16 protein-coding genes are annotated in these 21740 nt (G+C 72.0%); 7 read left to right on the top strand and 9 right to left on the bottom strand.

Translation table 11 applies throughout. The features are described 5' to 3' along the window. On the bottom strand, positions 1-743 hold a 743-nt coding region (locus AB0L65_RS03290), incomplete at its 3' end, for a cytochrome b N-terminal domain-containing protein (protein ID WP_364239854.1). 229 nt (positions 744-972) lie between these two features. Here AB0L65_RS03290 and ppdK point away from each other — a divergent pair. Next, positions 973-3606 (top strand): pyruvate, phosphate dikinase, encoded by a 2634-nt coding sequence (gene ppdK, locus AB0L65_RS03285; RefSeq protein WP_364239852.1) that lies wholly within the window; start codon positions 973-975, stop codon positions 3604-3606. A 147-nt stretch (positions 3607-3753) separates the two neighbouring features. Here the strand turns inward: ppdK and AB0L65_RS03280 are convergent, their stop codons facing one another. Further along, positions 3754-4446, bottom strand: coding sequence for a TetR/AcrR family transcriptional regulator C-terminal domain-containing protein (locus AB0L65_RS03280; protein ID WP_364239850.1), 693 nt, complete (start codon positions 4444-4446; stop codon positions 3754-3756). A gap of 54 nt (positions 4447-4500) precedes the next feature. Here AB0L65_RS03280 and AB0L65_RS03275 point away from each other — a divergent pair, with 54 nt between their 5' ends. Continuing rightward, positions 4501-5655, top strand: a complete 1155-nt coding sequence (locus tag AB0L65_RS03275; protein WP_364239848.1) for an NAD(P)/FAD-dependent oxidoreductase — start codon at positions 4501-4503, stop codon at positions 5653-5655. A gap of 489 nt (positions 5656-6144) precedes the next feature. Here AB0L65_RS03275 and AB0L65_RS03270 read toward each other — a convergent pair whose 3' ends face one another. After that, positions 6145-8688, bottom strand: coding sequence for an ABC transporter permease (locus AB0L65_RS03270; protein ID WP_364239846.1), 2544 nt, complete (start codon positions 8686-8688; stop codon positions 6145-6147). Continuing rightward, the gene (locus tag AB0L65_RS03265) at positions 8682-9410 is read right to left on the bottom strand and encodes an ABC transporter ATP-binding protein (protein WP_364239844.1); all 729 of its coding nucleotides are present in this window, start codon (positions 9408-9410) and stop codon (positions 8682-8684) included. The genes AB0L65_RS03270 and AB0L65_RS03265 overlap by 7 nt, the downstream gene beginning before the upstream one ends. Before the next feature lie 62 nt (positions 9411-9472). Between AB0L65_RS03265 and AB0L65_RS03260 the strand changes: the two genes are divergently transcribed. Further along, a complete protein-coding gene (locus AB0L65_RS03260; RefSeq protein WP_364239842.1) occupies positions 9473-12169 on the top strand; it encodes an AAA family ATPase in 2697 nt (898 codons plus the stop codon). 219 nt (positions 12170-12388) lie between these two features. Here AB0L65_RS03260 and AB0L65_RS03255 read toward each other — a convergent pair whose 3' ends face one another. From AB0L65_RS03255 to AB0L65_RS03245, 3 genes are all read right to left on the bottom strand, one after another. Continuing rightward, complete coding sequence (locus AB0L65_RS03255) at positions 12389-13180, bottom strand: arginase family protein (RefSeq protein ID WP_364239840.1); 792 nt, start codon at positions 13178-13180, stop codon at positions 12389-12391. A gap of 43 nt (positions 13181-13223) precedes the next feature. Further along, the gene (locus AB0L65_RS03250) at positions 13224-13988 is read right to left on the bottom strand and encodes an FHA domain-containing protein (protein ID WP_364239838.1); all 765 of its coding nucleotides are present in this window, start codon (positions 13986-13988) and stop codon (positions 13224-13226) included. A 79-nt stretch (positions 13989-14067) separates the two neighbouring features. Beyond that, on the bottom strand, positions 14068-15858 hold the full coding sequence (locus AB0L65_RS03245) for a protein kinase (RefSeq protein WP_364239837.1): 1791 nt from the start codon (positions 15856-15858) through the stop codon (positions 14068-14070). Positions 15859-16132: 274 nt separating this feature from the next. Between AB0L65_RS03245 and AB0L65_RS03240 the strand changes: the two genes are divergently transcribed. Both AB0L65_RS03240 and AB0L65_RS03235 read left to right on the top strand, forming a co-directional pair. Further along, a complete protein-coding gene (locus tag AB0L65_RS03240) occupies positions 16133-16990 on the top strand; it encodes a methyltransferase domain-containing protein (RefSeq protein ID WP_364239835.1) in 858 nt (285 codons plus the stop codon). Positions 16991-17041: 51 nt separating this feature from the next. Beyond that, complete coding sequence (locus AB0L65_RS03235; protein ID WP_364239833.1) at positions 17042-17578, top strand: GNAT family N-acetyltransferase; 537 nt, start codon at positions 17042-17044, stop codon at positions 17576-17578. Positions 17579-17617: 39 nt separating this feature from the next. Here AB0L65_RS03235 and AB0L65_RS03230 read toward each other — a convergent pair whose 3' ends face one another. Further along, the gene (locus tag AB0L65_RS03230; protein WP_364239832.1) at positions 17618-18061 is read right to left on the bottom strand and encodes a DUF6194 family protein; all 444 of its coding nucleotides are present in this window, start codon (positions 18059-18061) and stop codon (positions 17618-17620) included. Positions 18062-18167: 106 nt separating this feature from the next. Between AB0L65_RS03230 and AB0L65_RS03225 the strand changes: the two genes are divergently transcribed. Then, positions 18168-18899: a phosphotransferase gene (locus AB0L65_RS03225; protein WP_364239830.1), complete on the top strand. Its 732-nt coding sequence runs from the start codon at positions 18168-18170 to the stop codon at positions 18897-18899. On the opposite strand, the gene AB0L65_RS03220 is transcribed toward AB0L65_RS03225, so the two are convergent. Continuing rightward, positions 18896-20416: a M48 family metallopeptidase gene (locus AB0L65_RS03220; protein ID WP_364239828.1), complete on the bottom strand. Its 1521-nt coding sequence runs from the start codon at positions 20414-20416 to the stop codon at positions 18896-18898. The genes AB0L65_RS03225 and AB0L65_RS03220 overlap by 4 nt on opposite strands. 81 nt (positions 20417-20497) lie before the next feature. On the opposite strand from AB0L65_RS03220, the gene AB0L65_RS03215 reads away from it, so the two are divergent. Continuing rightward, positions 20498-21718: a deoxyguanosinetriphosphate triphosphohydrolase gene (locus AB0L65_RS03215; RefSeq protein ID WP_364239827.1), complete on the top strand. Its 1221-nt coding sequence runs from the start codon at positions 20498-20500 to the stop codon at positions 21716-21718. Positions 21719-21740: the final 22 nt, after the last annotated feature.

The raw sequence follows: 21740 nt of genomic DNA, 5'->3' as shown, positions 1-21740 counted from the left end.
CTTCGCTCCTCGTTGGCTCGTCCCTCGCTCTCTCGTCGCGAGCTCCTTCGCTCAGTGTGCTTCTGCCGCCAGGTCAGGATCAGCGCGTGCAGCGGCACGACCGCCATCAGGATCCCCGGCACCAGCAGCACGTGGGTGACGAAGACGCGCGGGAGGACCTGCCCGGGGAACTCGCCGTCGAAGGCGAACGCCGACAGGTACGTCCCCACCACCGGGATCGACAGCAGCAGCCCCTGCGCCTGCCGCAGCCCGGCCATCGCGAGCTGGTCGCCGGGCAGCGAGACGCCCAGGAACGACTCGAACAGCACCAGCCCGAACAGCACCACCCCGAGCACCCACGTCAGCTCGCGCGGCCGCCGGAACGCGCCGGTGAAGAAGACGCGGCACAGGTGGGCCACGATCGCCAGCACGAACACCGTCGCCGACCAGTGGTGGAGCTGCCGCATCAGCAGCCCGCCCCGCACGTCCAGGCTGATCTCCGCCGCGGACGCGAAGGCCACGTCGGGGTTGGGCTTGTAGAACAGCGTGAGGAACGTGCCCGTCAGCACCAGCAGCGCGAACGAGTAGAGCGCCAGCTCGCCCAGCAGGAACGACCAGTGGCTCGGGAACAGCTTGCGCAGCTGGGGGCGGAGCCAGCGGGCGAAGGGCAGGCGATCATCGAGGTAGATCGCCGAATCGACGGCCGTTTTTGCGGTTCCCGCGATGATACGGGCGCGTCGCTTGGGCTTGGTAGGAGTGGCCATGGGGGCCTCCTGGTGGGGGTGTGATCCGATTCTGCACCCATACGCCACCTTTCTCAAGAATTGGTGTAAACCAATTGGTCTAATCCAATTTATGGTCTTCCAGAACTATAATTGGATTAGACCTCTGATGGGGCTTTGACCAGCGCAAACGATGACTTATCCGAGGAGTGCAGTTTCATCATCAATTTCGCCGGTAGAGTCCGGGCAGAGGCGTTGATTGGAGCGTGTGGTGGCCAAGTACGTTTACGACTTCACCGAGGGCAACAGGAATCTCAAGGATCTTCTTGGCGGCAAGGGAGCGAACCTTGCCGAAATGACCAACCTCGGGCTCCCCGTTCCCCCCGGATTCACGATCACCACCGACGCCTGCCGTCACTACCTGGCGGCGGGCGTCGTACCGGACGGCCTCGAGCGGGAGGTCGCCGCGCACCTCGACGCGCTCGAGAAGCAGATGGGCCGGCGGCTCGGGCAGGCCGACGACCCGCTGCTGGTGAGCGTGCGCTCCGGGGCGAAGTTCTCCATGCCGGGCATGATGGAGACCGTTCTCAACATCGGGCTCAACGACGAGTCGGTGCATGGCCTGGCCAAGCAGGCGGGCGGCAACGACCGCTTCGCGTGGGACTCCTACCGGCGGCTCATCCAGATGTTCGGCAAGACGGTGCTCGGGATCGACGGCGACCTGTTCGAGCACGCGCTCGACGCGCTGAAGGGCAAGCGCCAGGACACCGACCTCGACGCGGGCGAGCTGCAGGGGCTCGTGGAGACGTTCAAGGGCATCGTCCACGAGCAGACCGGCAAGGACTTCCCCACCGACCCGCGCGAGCAGATGCGCCTGGCCGTCATGGCGGTCTTCGACTCCTGGAACGCTCCCCGGGCCATCCTCTACCGCCGCCAGGAACGCATCCCCGCCGACCTCGGCACCGCAGTGAACATCGTGGCCATGGTCTTCGGCAACGTCGGCAACGACTCCGGCACCGGCGTCGCCTTCACCCGCGACCCGGGCACCGGCAGGCAGGGCATCTACGGCGATTACCTGCAGAACGCCCAGGGCGAGGACGTGGTGGCCGGCATCCGCAACACGATCCCGCTGGAGGAGCTGGAGCGCATCGACAAGCGCTCGTACGACGAGCTGCTCGGGATCATGGAGACCCTCGAGAACCACTACCGGGACCTGTGCGACATCGAGTTCACGATCGAGCGCGGCAAGCTGTGGATGCTGCAGACGCGGGTCGGCAAGCGCACGGCGGCGGCCGCGTTCTGCATCGCCACCCAGCTCGTGGACCAGGGCCTGATCACGATCGACGAGGCCGTCACCCGCGTCACCGGCGACCAGCTGGCGCAGCTCATGTTCCCCCGCTTCGACGGCGGCGCGGACAAGAAGAAGATCGCCAAGGGCATGAACGCCTCGCCCGGCGCGGCCGTGGGCAAGGTCGTCTTCACCTCCGCGCGGGCCGTGGAGCTGTCGGAGCAGGGTGAGGACGTCATCCTCGTCCGCCGCGAGACCAACCCCGACGACCTGGCCGGCATGATCGCCGCCAAGGGCATCCTGACCAGCCGGGGCGGCAAGACCTCGCACGCCGCCGTGGTGGCCAGGGGCATGGGGAAGACGTGCGTGTGCGGGGCCGAGGAGCTGGAGGTCTCGACGCGCGAAGGCCGCTTCGCCGCGCCCGGCGGGGTGGTGGTGTCGGAGGGCGACGTCATCTCGATCGACGGGACGTCCGGGGAGATCTACCTGGGCGAGGTGCCGGTCGTGGACTCGGCCGTGGTCGAGTACTTCGAGGGCGCCGAGCCGGAGGACGAGCTGGTCAAGGCCGTGGACCGGATCATGCGCCACGCGGACTCGGTCCGGCGGCTGGGCGTGCGGGCGAACGCGGACACCCCGGACGACGCGGCGCGGGCCCGCCGGTTCGGAGGGCAGGGGATCGGGCTGTGCCGGACGGAGCACATGTTCCTGGGCGAGCGCAGGCAGCTCGTGGAGGACCTGGTCCTGGCGTCGACGGACGAGGCCCGCCAGGCGGCCCTGGACGCGCTGGAGCCGCTCCAGAAGGCCGACTTCACCGAGATATTTAGGGCTATGGACGGAAATCCCGTCACAGTTCGGTTGATCGACCCGCCGCTCCACGAGTTCCTTCCCGACATCGTGGACCTGTCGGTCAAGGTCGCCACGGACGAGACCACGGACAAGGACCGCAAGCTCCTGGCGGCGGTGAAGCGCCTCCACGAGCAGAACCCGATGCTCGGCCTCCGCGGCGTCCGCCTCGGCCTGGTGATCCCGGGCCTGTTCGCCATGCAGGTGAGGGCCATCGCCCAGGCGGCCAAGGAGGTGCCGGGCGCACGGCCGGAGATCATGATCCCGCTGGTGGCGGCCGTACAGGAGCTGGAGTCGGTACGGGAGGAGGCGGCGAGGATCCTCGCGGAGAGCGGCGTGGCGGCCCTGATCGGCACCATGATCGAAGTCCCTCGGGCGGCCCTGACCGCGGCCCAGATCGCGGAGGCGGCGGAGTTCTTCTCCTTCGGCACCAACGACCTGACCCAGATGGCCTGGGGCTTCTCACGGGACGACGTGGAGTCGGCGTTCTTCTCCCGCTACCTCGACCTGGGCATCTTCGGCGTCTCCCCGTTCGAGACCCTGGACCGGGAGGGCGTCGGGCGCCTGATCAAGATCGCGGTCGAGGAGGGCCGCTCCACCCGCCCGGACCTGCACCTGGGCATCTGCGGCGAACACGGCGGCGACCCCGACTCCGTCCACTTCTGCCACGACGTGGGCCTGGACTACGTCTCCTGCTCCCCGTTCCGCATCCCGATAGCCCGCCTGGAAGCCGGCCGCGCCGCCCTGACCGACTCAGACTCCGACACCCGCTGACCTTCGCCCGCCGGCACCCACCCGCGTTACCTGGTTACCGGGTGGACCCGCTGGACCGCTCGCTTCGCTCGCCGGCACCCGCCCAAGGAGCAGTTGGCCATTGCGCGAGTCCGCGGTGCCACGGACGTCACCTGGAAATCCTGAGCGTCACCCCGGCGGCCGGGTGAGTTTGGCGGCCACGGCGTCGAGGACCCAGTCCAGGCCGGTCGCGAAGGACACCTCGGCGTCCACCTCCGTGCCGTCGTGCACGGCCTTGGACAGCGCCGGGAAACGGCCCGTGGCCAGCATCCTCCTCACATGCGGGCCGGAGGCGCGCTGCCAGTCGCGCTTGGACAGGCCCGTGGCGCGCTCGGCCCGCAGGTTCGCGATCTCGCGCCTGAGCGCACCGGTGATGTAGGCGCTGACGGTCTCCACGGCTCGCATGACGGTGTCGAGGTCGGCGAGGCCGTCGAGGGCGGCCAGCGTGGCCTCGGTCACGGCGAGGGCGTTCGGGCCCAGGGTCGGACGGCCGCCGAGCAGGTCGGCCAGCCATTCGTGACGGAGGGTGGCCCGCCTGGTGAGGTGGGCGCGGATGCGCAGCACCTCCCGCCAGTCGCCGGGCTGCTCCTCGGGGAGGATCTCGGCGTGGACCTCGTCCACCATGAGGTCGAACAGCTCCTCCTTGGTGGAGATGTATCCGTACAGCCGCATCGGGCCGACGTCCAGCCGGGCGGCCACCTTGCGCAACGACACCGCCTCCAGCCCGCCCTCGTCGGCCAGCGCGACGGCGGCGGCGACGATCCGCTCCCGGTCGAGCGGCGCGGGGCGAGTCGGCGGCTCCGGCCGGTCCCACACAGTCATGGGTTACATCGTACTGTTGCGATACACCGTAAAAGATAAATACAGTATATCGACATGAGACACCGTATCGCGGTGATTGGGGGCGGCCCTGCCGGCCTTACCTTCGCCCGCGTCCTGCACCGCCACGATCACCCCGTCACCGTCCTCGAACGCGATCCCGGCCCCGACGCCCGACCCCCGGGCGGCATGCTGGACCTGCACGAAGGGCTGGGCCAGCTCGCGCTGAGCAAGGCGGGGCTGCTGGCGGAGTTCCAGGCGTTGTCCCGTCCCGAGGGGCAGGCCATGCGCATCCTGGACACGGACGGGACCGTCCTCCGCGACTGGCAACCCCGTCCGGATGACCTGGCCAATCCCGAGATCGACCGCGGGCAACTCCGTGACCTGCTGCTCGGCTCCCTGGACGTTCAGTGGGGGCGGGGCGTGACCGAGGTGGTGCCGGGGACCCGGGACGGCGTGCTGGTCCATTTCGCGGACGGGCGGCAGGAGACGTTCGACCTCGTGGTCGGCGCGGACGGCGCCTGGTCCCGGGTCCGCCCGGCAGTCTCGTCCGCGACGCCGCACTACACCGGCATCACCTCGGTCGAGACCTCCCTGGACGACGTCGACACCCGCCACCCCGACCTCGCCCGGCTGGTCGGCGACGGTTCCATGGCTGTGTACGGCGTGAACCGCTCCCTCGTCGCCCAGCGCAACAGCGGCGGCCACGTCAAGGTGTACGCCCGGTTCCGCGCGCCGCTGGACTGGCACACGAACGTGGACCGGCATATGGGCCTGGACGCAGGCCTGGACCTGGCTGACGTCGAGGCCGTGCGATCAAGACTGCTGGCTATGTTCGACGGCTGGGCCGCTCCCGTCCTCGACCTCCTCCGCCACGGCACCGCTTTCGTCCACCGCCCCCTCTACGTCCTGCCCGTGTCCCACACCTGGGCCCACGTCCCCGGGGTGACGCTCCTGGGCGACGCCGCCCACCTGATGCCCCCATTGGGGGCGGGCGCGAACCTCGCGATGCTGGAAGGCGCCGAACTCGCCGAGTCCGTCGTCGCCGCCCCCGGCCCTGGCGATCTGGACGAGGCTGTCCGCGCCTTCGAGGAACAGATGTGGGCACGGGCCGGCAAGTGGGCGAAGATCACGACGGCCGGTCTGGAACGCCTCGTGAGCCCGGACCCCACCGAAGCCATCGCCCGCTGGGACCAAGTCCAGCCGTCCTGACTGCCAAGCGCGAGAGCACGAGCACCAGGTGGCCACCACTTCCTCCGACGGCCGCCGGCAGTTCGCCGTGTCCGTGACGGTGGCCATGGACGGTGACGAGCGCCTCACCGTGCCGAGGCGCATCACGGACATTCTCAAGTCGATGTTCTGCCCGGCGGCACAAAGGGAGTCCTGTGATCAGGTGACGGGCGCCGGAGCCGGACTCGGACCGAGGCGACGTCGAGGGCGCCCTGGTAGATCCGCTCACGCTTACCGTAGCGGCTTCCCAGACGTACGGTTCACAGTCGTCCAGATCGTGCAGGATCCCGTGGCGGCAAGAGCACCGCAGGCGGCGGGCGGCCCGCCTTCCTGCCATCCGGCAACAGCGGTTCCAGCATCGCCCACTGTGCGGCGGTCAAATCACCTTGACCCATACGAAGCTCATCTCGGTAGTGGACCACCCAGGTGATCCACTACCGAAACAAGCCCTTTCGCCTCTGGGCACCGGATTCACCTGGGGATCGCCACTGCCCGGACACGGATTGAGGGCAGCACGGTCGCCAGCACCGCGAGCATCGAACAGAGGGCGATCACCCCGATGACCGGTTGCCAGGGCACGTCGATCGTCACGGGGCCGGCCAGTTGCAGCAGCGCGGCGTACAGTCCGAGCAGACCGAGCGCGGTGGCGAGGGCGGCGAGGAGCACGCCGACCGCCACGACCAGCAGCGCCTCGGCCACGACGTATCGCAGGACCTGCCCCTTGGTGGCGCCGAGCAGGCGTAGCGCTCCGTGCTCGCCCGCCCGGTCGGGGGCCGCCATGAGCAGGGTGTTGACCTGCGCGATCACGGTGTAGCTCAGCATGATGCCGAGCACGGCCAGCAGGCCGAGACGGCTGGCTGAGGCGGCGCGGCCGGTGACGGTCCCGGCCCAGGCGGCCTTGGTTATGGAACGGGCGTTGTGCCCCTCTACGGCCTGCTCCAGCGCCTTGGCGGCGGAGGTGCCGGGACGCAGCTTCACGTAGGCGAGCGAGGGCAGGGTGGACAGCGCGTGCGCCGGGGTGACGTACGCGTCCGCGGTGGAGTCGGCGCCGAGCAGTGCGACGACCGTCAGGGACACCTGGCTGCCGTCGGCCCGCCACAGCCGCACCCGCTGGCCCAGGTTCACCTCCCAGGTGGGGGAGACGGCGATCGTGTCGTCGCGCAGCTCCGCGAGCGATCCGGCGGTCACGGGCACCGACAGGGCGGTCGTGAGTGTGGCCGGGTTCACGGCCTCGGCGGGCCGCTGGATGAGCTGGGTCCCGGCGCCTTCGAGAGTGTAGAGGCTGGTCGGGGTCACGGTAGTGACGTCGGCGCCGGGGACGGCGCGCAGGCGTTCGGTGAGTTGCCGATCCAGCCCGGCCGTGCCGGACGGCAGCACCAGGTAGTCGGCGCGTACGGGGTCGATCCGCATCGCGGCCTTGGTGGCGTCGGTCATCGCCGCGGCGCCGAGCAGGGTGGCGGCCAGCGCGACCGTCATCAGGACCGGCGCGGCCGTGGCGGCGGTACGCCTCGTGGAGGCGACGGCGCCGGCGGGGACCACGAGAGCGCCCGCGCCGCGCAGCCGTCCGAGCGGGGCGGCGAGCAGGTTCGCGACCGGGCGGACGAGGACCGGGGCGAGCAGCCCGGCGGCGGCGATGAGCAGCATGACGATGGGCATGAAGGTCTTGTTGTTGGTCGCGCCCGACGGGTCGCTGACGGCGTTGACGGCCATGCTGATGACGGCGGTGGCGAGCAGGCCTCCGCCGGCGATCCAGCGCCCGGGCGTCATGGCCCGCGGCTCCACCGCCGCCTGCCGCAGCGCCTCCGCGGGCCGCACCCGGCCCGCCCGCCAGGCGGCCACGACCACGCCGAGCACGGCGACCAGCACTCCCGTGCCGAAGGCCACGTACGAAGGTATCGGGGAAGTGGAGGGCACCAGCCAGGCGGGCGCCATGCCGAGGGAGCTCAGCAGGTCCAGGATCGGCCGGGTGGCGAGGGGGCCGGTCAGCGCGCCGAGCGTGGAGGCGGCGATCGCGACCAGGAGTGCCTCGCCGTACACCATGCGCCTGACCTGGCCGGTGGTCGCGCCTACGGTGCGGAGCAGGGCGAACTCTCGCTGCCGCTGCCCGACCGCGAAGGCGAAGGTGGAGGAGACCACGAACACGGCGATGAACCCGGCGAAACCCGCGGCGATGCCGGCGATCGTGTTGGCGTTGTTGCGGGCCTGCTCGTCGCTCTTGCGGGACGGGTCGAGCAGCGCCCGCTCCTGGCCGGTCAGCACTTTGACCTCGGTCGAGATCGCGGGGGTCCCGTTCTGACGCGATGCTGCCCCGGATGTGATGGCCTGGCCCGGGGTGGGCTGGTCCGAGGTGGCCCGGTCCCCAGTGGTCTGGCCCAGCTTGGTCCGGCCCGCGGTCGACTGGCCCAGGGCGGCGCCGACCTCGGCGGCGGGGCGCCACACGGCCAGCGCGTCGATCCGCGGTGACAGCCGGGCGGCCCGCTCGTCGGTGAAGAACACGGTCGGCTGCGGCCCCGCCGAGGCGATCCCCACCACCCGGTACGACCGGGTCCCCGCCGCGGTCACCACCTGGACCCGCCGCCCGACCTGGGCGCCGGCGGTGACGACGATCTCGTCGTCCGCGGCGGGCGCCCGTCCCGACGACAGCCGCTGCGGCGCCGTACGGGCGGCGGACCAGGGACGGCCGACGGCGGGCGGGCCACCGGCGAGCTGCGCGGCGAAGATGCGATCCACCACGGCCCCGGGCATGCGCCCGGCCAGCTCGGGAGCCAGCCCGCGCGGCTCGGCCAGCGGCGCGCCACTCTCCCCGAGCGGGCTCCGCACGGTGAGCCGTTCGTCGGGCACCACCACGACGGGCGCGGCGGCGTACCGCTGTGGCCCTCGGTCGGGCGAGGAGATGCTGGAGGCCAGCACCTGGCCGAGCGCGGCCATGAGGGCCGCGCCGAACGCCAGGGCGACGAACGTGCCGGCGAAGGACGACCACCGGACGCGCAGCGTGGACCAGGCGATCCTCAGCACGACGCCTCCAGCTGCAGCATCCGGGTCGCGACCTGCTCGGCGCTCGGGTCATGGAGCTCCCCGTAGACCCGGCCGTCGGCCAGGAACACCACGCGGTCGGCGTGGGCGGCGGCCACCGGGTCGTGGGTGACCATGATGATGGTCTGTGCCTGCTGGTCGACGAGTTCGCGCAGCAGCCGGAGCACCTCGCGGCTGGTGTTGGCGTCCAGGGCGCCGGTGGGCTCGTCGGCGAACAGCACCGCCGGCCGGGTGACCAGAGCGCGGGCGATGGCGACGCGCTGCTGCTGGCCGCCGGACATCTCGGCGGGCCGGTGGTTGACGCGCCCGGCCAGGCCCACCGCGGTCAGGCTCTGGCGCACCTGCTGGGAGTCGGGGCGGCGGCCGGCCAGGCGCAGCGGGAGGGCGACGTTCTGGGCGGCGGTGAGCGACGGCAGCAGGTTGAAGGACTGGAAGACGAACCCGATCCGGTCGCGCCGCAGCAGCGTCAGCTTCTTGTCGCTGAGCGTCGCCAGGTCCCGGCCGTCCACCGTCACCCGCCCCGAACTCGGCCGATCGAGCCCCGCGGCGCACTGCAGCAACGTCGACTTGCCCGACCCCGACGGTCCCATCACGGCGGTGAACGTGCCGGCGGCGAAGCCGATCGACACGTCGTCGAGCGCCGTGACGCCGTGTGCGTAGTGTTTGGTGACCGAGCTGAGGTCGACCGCTTGCGTGGAATTCATGACGGTGACGCTATGAAGGCCGAGACCTGGGCGGTACCGGATGAATGACTAGGATTCGTCCCATGCTTCGGGGGCGGGAGTCTGAACAGCAGGCCATTGACGTGCTGCTCGACCAGGCTCGCGCCGGACGCTCCGGCGTGCTGGTGCTCGGGGGCGAGCCGGGGATCGGCAAGACCGCCCTCCTGACCTACGCCGGGGAACGCGCCCAGGACATGCGGGTGCTGCGCGGCCTGGGCGTCGAGACCGAGGCCGACATCCCGTACGCCTCGCTCCACCTGCTCCTGCGCGGCGCGCTCGGCCACCTTGAGTCGCTGCCCGAGCCCCAGGCGGCGGCGCTGGAGGGTGCCCTGGGCCTGGCGCCCGCGCGGGCCGACGACCGGTTCCACGTCGGCGTGGCCGTGCTGTCGCTGCTGGCGGAGCTGGCCGAGGAGGAGCCGCTGCTGTGCCTGGTCGACGACGCGCACTGGCTGGATCCGGCTTCGGCGGGCGTGTTGCGCTTCGCCGCGCACCGGCTGCACGCGGAGGGCGTCGTGATGCTGTTCGGCGCGCGCGACGGCTTCGACCTCGGGAGCCTGCCCGGACGGCGGCTCGGCGGCCTGGACGACCGTAGCGCCGCGCAGGTGCTCGCGGACGCCGCGCCCGGCCTCACCGGCTCAATCCGCCTGAAGATCCTCAAGGAGAGCGCGGGCAACCCGCTCGCCCTGCTCGAACTGCCGCGCACCGCCGACCTGCCGTTCTACGACCACAGTCCGCTGCCGCTGCCGGAACGCCTCCGGCTGGCCTACGCCGCCCGCGTCGGCCGCCTGCCCCAAGCCGCCCGGACCGCGCTCCTGATCACTGCGCTGGCGGACGACGGGGACCTGAACGTGATCACGAAAGCCTGCGCCGCGCTCGGCATCGAACCCGCCGCTTTGGGCGCGGCCGAGCGCGCGGAGCTGGTCACGATCGCCGGCCGGCAGGTGCGCTTCGCCCATCCGCTCATGCGCGCGGCGGTCTTCCAGCTCAGCACGTACGACCTGCGCCTGGCGGTGCACCGGACCCTGGCCGGTCTGCTGGCAGATCGGCCCGACCGGCGGGCCTGGCACCTGGCAGCCGCCGCGACGGGTCCCGACGAGGCGGCCGCGCGAGCGCTGGAGGACATGGCCCGCCGAGCCGGGGACCGCGGCGCGAGCGTCAGCGCCTGCACCGCGTTCGAGCGGGCGGCCGAGCTGAGCCAGGACAAGGAGCTCAAGGGGCGCCGGCTGCTCTCGGCCGCCGTGCACGCCACTGAGTCGGGCCAGTCGCAGCGGGCCCAGCGGCTGGTCGAGGCCGCCACCGCGCTCGTGCCGGCCACGTCGGCCCGCACCACGCTCCCCAAGCTGCGGGCCAGGATCGCCCTCGACCAGGGTGCCCCTCACCTGGCCCACGACCTGCTGCTCAAGGGCGCCGCGGACGTGGCCGGCGACGACCGCGCCGCCGCGGGCCTGATGCTGGTCGAGGCGGCCCGCAATGCCAACCGGTTCGGCGACGCCGGCAGGCTCGTCGAGGCCGCCGACCGGCTGCGGGAGCTGGACCTGCGCCCGGAGGACGACCTCGACCTCGCCAGACAGGCCGCCCTGGGAACGGCGCTGCTGCTGACAGAAGGCCCCGCCGCCGCCCTGCCGGTCATGCGGGAGCTCGTGTCCAAGGGCCGCCGGATCACCCCGGAAATGCATTCACGCCGGATCAACGCCTCCTACTTCGCCCTCCAGACCGGTGACTTCCAGGCCGCGTGGGAGATCGCCCGCGCCGCCGCCGACGAATGCCGCACCAGCGGCGAGCTCGGCAAGCTGGCCGTCCTCCACATCACGCTCGCCACCAGCGAGATCTTCCTCGGCAGGTTCACGGACGCGACGGCCACCGCGACCGAGGGCCTGCATCTGACCGCCGAGACCGGCCGGCCGAGCAGGGCCGGCTGCATGCGGGGCATGCTCGCCTGGATCGCCGCCGCCCGGGGCGACGCGGACCGGTGCGCCGAGCTGGCCGCCGCCGCGCACCAGCAGTACGACGCCAACGGCATCGTCAACGGCCTGGCCTGGGCCCAGTGGGCGCAGGCCCTGCTCGATCTGGGCCGGGGCCGCCACGCCGTGGCTCTGGACCGGCTGGAGACGGCCCTGGCCGGGCCGGCACGCCACCAGTTCCAGACCGTCCACTTCGCCCCCGACCAGATCGAGGCTGCGGCCCGGCTCAGCCTGCCCGCCGAGCAGCCGCTGCGCCGCTACGAGGCATGGGCGGAGGCATCCGGCCAGGCCTGGGCGCAGGCCGTACTGCACCGCTGCCGGGCCCTGCTCGAACCCGACGGGGAACGAGCGCACGACCATTTCCGCTCCGCCGTACGACTGCACGCCGGCGGCGGCCACCCCTGGGAGTCGGCGCGCACCGCGCTGGTCTACGGCGAGCGCCTGCGCAGGGACCGGCACAAGGGCGCGGCTCGCGCGCAACTGCGCGCCGCGCTCGAGACCTTCCAGCGCCTGGGCGCGCGGCCTTGGGCGGAACGCGCAGGCCACGAACTGCGTGCCGCCGGCGACACCGGTCTCGTCGCCGCCGGGGCCGATGCGCTGTCGGCGCTCTCCCCGCAGGAGCTGCAGATCGTTCGCCTGGCCGCGGCCGGGCGCACCAACAAGGAGATCGGCGCGCAGCTCTTCCTCAGCCCCAAGACCGTCAGCTATCACCTGTACCGGGCCTTTCCCAAGCTCAACGTGACCAGCCGGGCCCAGCTCGCCGGGCTCGACCTGGCGTGAGCGGCTCTAGAGGGCTCTAGAGGGCTCTAGAGGGTGATGTCCTCGCCCTGTTCGAGGGCGGCGTCCCCCTTGGTGCGCGGCCAGACGACCTTCGGCATGGGCGCCGACAACGGGGTGTCCTCCAACTCGCCGTGCTGACCGAGGCGGCCAGCATCTCCTCGTAGGCCTTGCTGTCTCCGCATATCAGCAGCAAGTACTTCACCCGACCGATCGTATTCGTCAGCGCGTCAGCGCGGCGCCCAGGCGACGGATCACCTCGGCCTCGCCGGGGTCGGCGTCGTCGCCGGACGGCGCGTGTTCGGTGATGGCCGCCCCGACGACGTCGTCCACCTGGGAGACGAGGTCGATCAGCCGCTGCGGCCGAACCCCGTCCGGCTCCGGGTAGCAGGTCGAGCCGAAGGCGGTGGGCTCCAGGACGTCGAGGTCGACGTGTACGTACACGGGGCCGCTCAGATCGTCGAGCACGCGCTCCAGGTCGTTCACGCCGTACCTGCGCAGGCCGGTCTTCGCGAGGTACTCGTGTTCGGACACGTCGCCCGCCCGCTCCCCGGCGATGATCACCTGGTGCGGTCGCAGCGGCCGCTCCGCCGTGAGGCCGGTCGGGCCGTCGCCGAGCAGCGCGCGCACCACCATCCCGTGGAAGGCGCCCGACGGCAGGGTCCGCGGGCTGTAGACGTCCGGGTGCGCGTCGATCCACAGCACCGTCAGAGCGTCCCCGTAGCGGGCGTGGGCGGCGTCGATCGGCGCGATGTCGACCGCGCAGTCGCCGCCGACGGTGATCACCCGGTCGTCGATGCCGGCCAGTGCCTCGCGCGTCAGCCGCTGGTTCTCCACGAGCACGTCGTACGCGCGAACCCCGGCGGCCCTGTCCCCGCCGGTCTCGAGCACCGGCACGGTCACCACCGCGTCGGCCGGGACGAGCGCGGCGGCGCGGCGGGCACCGGCCATCAGCCGCGGCGCGCTGCCGGACGCCGAGCCTTGCCATTGCGGTACGCAGAGCACAGTGGTCATGCGGCGACGATACGGGGCGCCCGGATCCCAGGGCCAGATCGTTTCATGGGGTCTCCAGGAGGTCCAGGTCCGGGGGGACGAGGGTGGTCGACTCCACCAGGCCTCTGAGGAGGTTGTGCAGGAGGTTGTTGTCGTACGGGCGGCCTTCCGACCGGTCGTGGCGCAGCGGGTACGGGAAACCGGCGGCGTGCAGGCGGTGCCGCACGGCCTCGATCCGGTCCTCGACGATGCCCGCCCGCCATTTCTCCCCGGGCCGCAGGTAGGCCAGCCGGGCCTCGGCCTGGTTGTACGTCAACGGGCGCGGAGCCTCCTCGTACAGCAGGTAGCGCTCGCCCAGCACCACCAGGAGCAGGCGTTCCGTCTCGCTGAGGCCCCAGATCTTCGGCGGGGTGGTCGCGGCCGCGTGCAGGTCGGCCTGGGTGTCGCCGTAGGCGCCCGTGACGTGGAGCTCCACCAGGTGCTGGCGGTAGCCGGAGCCCCTGATGAACAGCGGCGTGTAGCCCGGCGCCAGCGGGACGGGGTCGGTGGAGCTGTGCATCAGCTGGCCGCGCGGCAGGCGGACGAGCTGCTGCCCCAGGTTGCGCAGCCACCACCGGCTGTCCTCGTACGTCACCTCGGCGTGCAGGCGGCTCACGGACTGGTCGTCCGCGCCCACCCGCAGGTCGACGTTCGGGCGCTGGTCGCGGCCGAAGCGGACGTGGCGGCCCGGGCGGGGCGCGACCCTGATGCCGCCCATGATGGTGCGGGCGTGCAGGGTGCCCGGGACGGCCGGGTCCACGCCGTGGGCGAGGCTGTGGGGAGCGCTCATCTGTTCGCCTCCTTGGTGCTTGTCGGACGCAGCCGTATGGTGCCCCAACCTCTCCGGGACCCTCCCCGGGAGCGTGACGTCAGGAGCCGCGCAGCTCGGCGGTGGCCGAGCGGGCGAGCGCGGTGGCCATCCCGCACAGCCGGTCCATGGGACGCGAGCCGCCGACCACGAGGATTACCTCCTCGACCGCCGTCCGGCCGTCCTGATCGGTGTACGGGCGGAACACCACCTCGACCTCGCAGGTCCGCTCCTCCCGGTCCGGCCGGACGAAGGCGCGGTAGCCGTTGATCCGGGTGGCCGTCCCGTCCTCGGCGGTGGGGGGATGGTCGCGGTCGAAGTCCAGGTCCACCCAGGTGTCACTGGTGGTGCTGTCCCACTCGCAGTCCCACCCGCCGAACCCGACGTCCGGGCCGGCGGCGTCGATCCCCGGGACGGCCTCCAGGGCCTTGCCGGACAGCAGCGCGCAGGCGTCCCGCTGCGCCAGCGACGTGGCCGGGAGCGGCGGGGCACGGCGTTCGAGCGGGCCCCTGCCGAGCGCCCGCGCCGCGACGGTGGCGGCGGCGTTGGCGATCTCACAGAGCTCGGCCTTGCCCTCGTCGCCCTCCCACCGCGCCCGGACTTTCACGATGACGTCGTCCACGCCGGGCAGCACGAGCGTCCGCGAGCACCGGTCGCTCTCGGCGGGGTCGTCGGCCACCGTGATCCCGCCCACGGTCCGCGCCGCCCCGAGCTGCTCGGGCGGCGGGTCGTGGTTGAGGTCCACCGCGACGTCCACGACTCCGCCGCCCGGCGGGGACACTCTGATGTCGCACCGGTCGAAGTTCCCGTAGTCGCGGTCGAGCTCGGTCGTGCCGAACCGGTCGAGCGCGGTGGCGTCGGTCATGGCGCAGGGGTCGGCCGTGCGGGGGTCGCCGATCAAGAGGTCCCCCGCTTGCGCAGGGGAGGCGGGGGCCGAGGCCCTGGGCGGCGGTGTGCCGCGTTGTCCGAGGGCGGACACGGCGGCGATCAGCACCGCCGCGGCGGCCACCGCCGCCACGAGGAGCGGAAACCGTCGCCGTGCGGGGACCGGCGGCGGCGTTCCGGTGATCTCGGCCAGCCGTTTCCGTACGTCCCCGACATCCGGCCGCTCCCGGAGGTCCAGCCGCAGCATCTCCCGCAGCAGCCCGTCCAGCGGCCCCACGTCCGCCGTCAGCGAGACGTCCGAATGCGCGGCCCGCCACGCCACGATGTCGGCGTCCGACTCCGTGTCGCCGGCTCCCCGGCGCGGCGGGCAGCCGGCGACCAGCGCGTAGAGGGTGGCCCCGAGGGAGAACACGTCGGACCTGGGGTCGGGCTGCCCCCTGATGACCTCGGGGGCGGCGTAGGCGACGGTGTAGCTGATGGCGCCGTTCGAGGTGATCGTGTCGCGGCCCCCGACCCGGTACGCGGCGCCGAAGTCGGCCAGTTTCACGACGCCGTCATCGGCGGCGACGATGTTGGCCGGTTTCACGTCGAGATGCACGATGCGCTCGGCGTGCATGGCGGCCAGCGCGTCCGCGATCTGCGCGCCGACGTGCGCCGCCCGCTCCGGCGACATGGTCCGGCCGTCCAGGCTCCCGCCGGGCACGTGCTCCATCACGAGCCAGAACGTGCCCGTCTCCGGGTCGTCCACCGTGTCGTGCAGGGTGACCACATGCCGGTGGTTGAACGCGGCCAGGGCCCGCGCCTCGGCGCGTAACCGGCTGGACCCGGGGTTGTCGGCCAGCAGGCGTTTGACCACGACCTCCCGGTTGAGGCCCAGGTCCAGGGCCAGCCAGACCTCGGTCGCGGTGCCGCCGCCCAGGCAGGTGACCAGCTGGTAACGCCCGCCGATCGCCGTGCTCCCGGGCACCCCGATCCCCCCTCGCCGGTGTTTGGCGCGATGGTTCCGAATTTACTGGGTGATCGGGAAGATACGCAGCGTTTTGGCGGCGCTCCTGACGGCGTTCCTTCACCCGGCGCGCGGCCCGGATGTCAGCGTCGCCCACCTCGGCGGTGACTTCCATGGAAACCCTTGCCGCATCCGGATCGTAGTCGTACCGTCACGGATAGCGTTTCCCGAGATATGGAGGTGGAGCTGTGGGGAGGCACGAATGCGGGCATCCTTTCGCGAACGGGGAGGTGTGATGTTCACGCACATCGCGTGGCGGCTCGACGCGATGATCGCGGCGATCACCGACCACCGCCCGCCCCTCACCCGGCCGATCGAGCAGGCGCTGCGGGCGGTCCCGCGCCACTGGTTCGTACCGCCGGTGGGGGAGTCGCCCGAACGCGACGGGCGGAGCGCGCCGATCGACCGGGAGGCCGACCCGCCGGCCTGGTGGGACGCCGTTTACGCCGGGCGCCCGATCGTCGCCGCCGACGGGTGCTCCTGTCCCGCGCCCAGCGCGGTCGCCGACCTGCTGGAGCTGCTCGGACCGGCGCCGGGCCAGAGGGTGCTGGAGGTGGGCACGCGTACGGGGTGGACCGCGGCCCTGCTGTGCCGGCTGGTCGGGCAGTCGGGGAGTGTGACCTCCATCGAGGCGGAGCCCACCGTGGCCGAGCAGGCCGCCAAGAACCTGGCCGCCGCGGGAGCGCTCCCGCACCTGGTCGTGGGCGACGGCACGGCGGGCTGGGCCGAGCGGGCGCCGTACGACGGGGTGCACGCGACGTACGCCGTGCGGACCGTGCCGTACGCCTGGATCGCGCAGACCAGGCCGGGCGGGGTGGTGGTCGCGCCGTACGGCGACGGGCACGCCCTGCGGCTCGTGGTCGGGCCGGACGGCACGGCCGGCGGCCGGTTCTCCCCGCTCACGACCATGACGTGGACGCGGCGCGACACCCCGCCGGGCGCCGTCCTGGCCGAGGACGTCCTCGCCGAGCCGGGTGCCGCCCGCCGGACGTGGGCGGACTGGGGCGAGCCGGAGCGGGAGCGGTTCGGCGTGACGATCACGCCCGACGGGCAGCGGGTCTGGCTGGACAGCCCCGAGCGAGTGATCGGCTGACCCGCTGAAATTCGGTTGACCCCGCGCGGAGCCCGTCAGAAGGATGCGGGGGTGCAGATCGAGTTCACGCGATTCTCCCCGGACGACGTCGAAGCGCTCGTCGGCTTCCTCGCCGGGCACGAATGGCCTTTTCACGCGGGCGTCCAGGACCCCGAGACCGTGCGCGAGCGCGCGGCGGACGGCCTCTACGACGACGAGGAGTCCAGGACGTTCTGGGTGCTCGCCGACGGGGAGCGCGCGGGCCTGGTGCGGCTGCAGGACCTCGCCGACGACACCCCCCTGTTCGACCTGCGGATCGGGCAGGAATGGCGGGGCCGGGGCCTCGGCGCCGCGGCGGTCGCCTGGCTGACCGGCTACCTCTTCACCGAGCTCCCGCAGGTCACCCGGATCGAGGGCACGACCCGCCAGGACAACCACGCGATGCGGGCGGTCTTCCGCAAGAGCGGGTACGCCAAGGAGTCGCACTACCGGGAGTCGTGGCCGGGCCTGGACGGCACGGTCCACGACGCCGTCGGCTACGCGATCCTGCGTCGCGACTGGCTCTCCGGCACGGTGACGCCCCCCGACTGGGACGACGAACCCCGCTGACCTCGGTGCGCCTGGCCGGGGACCGGCCAGGCGCGGGGGTCAGGAGGTCTTGCGGGGGCGGTGGCGGGCGACGGCGCGGGCGTGGGCCTCGGTCAGGAGGGGGCGGGCCTGCTCGCCCGGGTTCACGATGGCGATCCAGCCCTGGGTCGCGTACTTGGGGTGGGGGAGGACGCGGTCCTCGGCCGTGTAGTCGACCTCGGAGTCGTCGCCGGCGAGCCGCTGGAGGGTGGCGCGCCCGACGGCGATGTTGAGCCGGAACACGCCCGGCCTGTTCAGGTCGGAGAAGGTGTCCCAATCCGGGTAGTCCTTGATGACGATCGTGGCGAACGGCTGCCGGGGATGGGCCTCCAGGGTGCCTTCCGGGTCGTAGAAGAAGAACGTGTCGCCCCAGGCCATCTCGGGGGCCTCGCTGTTCGCCTCGATGGTCTGGGTCACGACTCCGGGGAAACCGGACACGAACTCGATGATTTCGCTCTCAGTCATACCTTCAAGTGTTTCATTGCACTGCCCTGTGAGACTTTGTGCGCTGAACAGGCCATCGACCGCGTGAAAGCCTCAAACCACGTACCTATGCGACAGTCTGGAGACCATGTCCGAGACACACCTCCCCGGGGGTTTCGTCAACGCCGTCGTCCGCGTCGGCGACACCGTCCGCCGCATGCCCGGGCAGCGGGCCGCGTACGTGCACGAGCTGCTGCGCCTCTTCGAGCGGAGCGGATGGGCGGCCGCGCCCCGGTTCCTGGGCCTCGACGAGCGCGGTCGGGAGATCCTGAGCTTCATGGACGGCCACGTGGCCTGGGAGGACGTCCAGCCGGACGGCGTCGCCTCGGACGAGAGCCTGGCGCGGGCCGCGGAGCTGGTGCGGGAGTTCCACGACCTGACCGCCGGCACCTCACTGGCCGGGGAGGAGGAGGTGGTCTGCCACAACGACCTGTCGCCCAGGAACACCGTCTACCGGGGCGAGGAGCCGCGGCCGGTGGCGTTCATCGACTGGGACCTGGCGGGGCCGGGACGGCGCGTCCACGACGTGGCGCACGTCTGCTGGCAGTACGCGGGCCTGGGCCCGCTGATCGCCGACCCGGCCGACGCGGCCCGGCGGGTGCGGCTGATCTGCGACGCCTACGGGCTGCGGGAGCGCGGCGAGGTGGTCGAGACGATCCTCTGGTGGCAGGACAGATGCCGGCGCGGCATCGAGCGGGATGCCGCGCAGGGGCTGGCGTACGCGATCAGGCTGCGCGAGCAGGGGGCGGTGGCGCAGGTGCGCGCCTGCCACGACTGGGTCGCCGAGCACCGCGCCGGATTCGAGCGGGCGCTGCGTTAGACCGAGGGGGTCGCGGCCTCGGCGGGCTGCCCGGGGGAGGGCTCCTCGATCGGGACGTAGTCGTGGCGCATGCCGTGGTCCCCCAGCCACCGCCGGAGCCCGGAGACGGCCTCCGGGTTGGCCGACACCTGGGCCGCGTACTCCGACAGCGCCACCTCCTCCCCGTCGTCGAACAGCAGCCGCGCCGGTCCCGACCACGACAGCGTCCACTTGGCCTCGCCGAGCTGGATCAGCACCGCCTCCAGCGCCTGCCCCAGCACCCCGGCGAGCAGGGTCTCCGACGCGTTCCAGCCCTGCTCGCGCAGGACGGCCTCCAGCTCCGCCTGCCGGCCGCGGGCGATCGCCTCGAAGGCGGCGTCCAGGTACGGCCGCGCGGCCCCCATCACCCGCTGGCCGGCGACCGCCAGGTCATGGAGGGCGTCGGCGTTGCGGCCCGCGTACATGGCGTGCGCCACCAGCTCCTCCCACGACACCGGCCGCAGCCCGGTCAGCGCCTCCGGCGTCCACATGGACTGCTCCACGGCCTGCACCGCCACGTTCGCGTCGCGCAGCAGCGTCAGGGCCGAGCGCGGGTCGGGGACGTGCGGCGGCTCAGGCAGGTGCTCGATGGCGGCCAGGCGCTCGGTCAGGCTCGGATGGGAGTCGTACGGCGAGACCTCCTGCGGCTGCTCGCCCAGCTTGGCGATCTCGGCCTGCCGGTCGGAGTCGCTCATGAGCGCGTGGAAGCCCCCGAACACCGTGAGGGGCCTGGTGCCGCCCGCGCCGGTGAGCGACAGGTAGTTGGCGACGTAGAGGTCCCAGCCGGTCGCGGTGGTCTGGATCTTCTGCAGTGCCCCGGCCATGGCCTGCCGCCCGCCGATCGCGACCGCGAACTGGTCGGCCTCCAGCTCCTGCTTGCGCGAGACGGCCTGCGAGACCCGCAGGTAGAACTTGGCGTACCAGGTGAACAGGCGCTGGACGAACGGGTGGTTGCGCAGCCCCTGGACGGTGGCGAGGAGCGAGACCCGCCCCCGGTAGACCGGCGCGCCCAGCCGCGTGTGCGCGCCGCTGTAGTGGCCCAGCTCGTGCCCGAGCACCGCGCGCAGCTCATCCACCGTCAGCGTCTGCAGCAGCGGCAGCCCGATGAACATCCGCCGCCGCGTCGCCTTCATCCCCAGCCAGCGCGTGTCCTCGGAAACGGCCGCGTTCACCTCCGCCACCAGCCGGATCTCGTCCGGCGGCGCCGTGCGCACGCGCTGGGCGAGCTCCTCGACCGTCTGCCAGAGCGCGGGCTCGTGCTCGCGCCCGATCGGCACGCCCGGCTGCTCGCCGCCCTGTCGGCGGCTCACCACGAACAGGGCCTGTACGAGCGCGCCGGCGACCAGGGTGAGGACGATCGCGGCCTTGAGGGTGTTCGCGTGGAAGTCCACGAGGAGCAGGACATCGAAGAAGATGGCGGCCACCAGGAAGAGGCCGACCAGAACGTAGAAGCCGGCGAGCAGGATGAAGGCCAGCACTGCTCGGAACGCTGTCGTCATGGGGTGAGGGCTCCCGGGGAAGGGGTTCTCGCGAGGCTCGACCTTAGCGGAGACCGGAAACTGGATAAAATCACCTAAGCAATGCCGTACTACGATGACCATGATCAGGAGCGTTGGGTTCCGGAACCTCCCGGCAATCCCGAACGCTCCGCATTCGAGCGCGACCGCGCCCGCGTGCTGCACAGTGCCGCCCTGCGCAGGCTGGCCGCGAAAACGCAGGTCGTGGGCCCTGCCGAGTCCCTCGGCGGCGGCCAGCACATCCCGCGCACGAGGCTCACGCACTCCCTCGAATGCGGTCAGGTCGGCAGGGAGATGGGCGCCACGCTCGGCGTCGATCCCGACCTGGTGGAGACCGCGTGCCTGGCGCACGACCTGGGGCACCCACCTTTCGGCCACAACGGGGAGATGGCGCTCAACGCGCTGTCGGCCTCGTGCGGCGGTTTCGAGGGCAACGCGCAGAGCCTGCGCCTGCTCACCAGGCTGGAGGCCAAGGTCCTCACGGAGGACGGCCGCAGCGCCGGGCTCAACCTGACGCGGGCCGCGCTCGACGCTTCCATCAAATATCCCTGGACATGCGAAAAATCGGCAAAATTCGGCGTATATGAAGATGATCTACCCGTGTTCCGGTGGATCCGGGACGGCGCGCCGGACGGGCGGGTGAGCTTCGAGGCGCAGATCATGGACTGGGCCGACGACGTCGCCTACTCCGTGCACGACCTCGAGGACGCGCTCCACTCCGGCCACGTCACCCCTGAGGCGCTGCGCTCGCCCATCGAGCGCACGCTGGTGTGCGAGACCACCCGCACCTGGTACGCCCCCAACGCCGACCTCGGCGAGCTGGAGGAGATCTTCGCCAAGCTGATCACCGACCCGCTCTGGCCGCGCCGCTTCGAGGCCACGCTCGCCGACCTGGCCGGGCTCAAAGCCCTCACGAGCGGCCTCATCGGCCGCTTCTGCCGCTCGGCCCAGACCGCCACCAAGGAGGTGTACGGCTCCCGCCACCGCGCCGACCTCGTCGTGCCCCACGCCACTCGCCTGGAGTGCGCCCTGCTCAAGGGCGTCACCGCCCACTACGTCATGGCCACCAGGGACCACAACGCCAACCAGGCCAGGCAGCGCGAGCTCATCACCGAACTGGCCTCGATGATCACGCTGGGCGCTCCGGGCACGCTGGAGCCCGCCTTCAGGCCCGCGTACCTGGGCGCCGCCGACGACGCGGCCCGCGTCCGCGTGGTGATCGACCAGATCGCCTCGCTCACCGACACCTCCGCCGTGGCATGGCACCGCAGGCTCTCCCGCTGACCAAGTTTCTCCATGATCCGGT

This window comes from Nonomuraea sp. NPDC052116 (genome assembly GCF_040680035.1).
Lineage (GTDB): Bacteria > Actinomycetota > Actinomycetes > Streptosporangiales > Streptosporangiaceae > Nonomuraea > Nonomuraea angiospora_A.
Note: the sequence above shows the minus strand (reverse complement) of the source record. Positions and strands in the feature narration are given on the sequence as shown.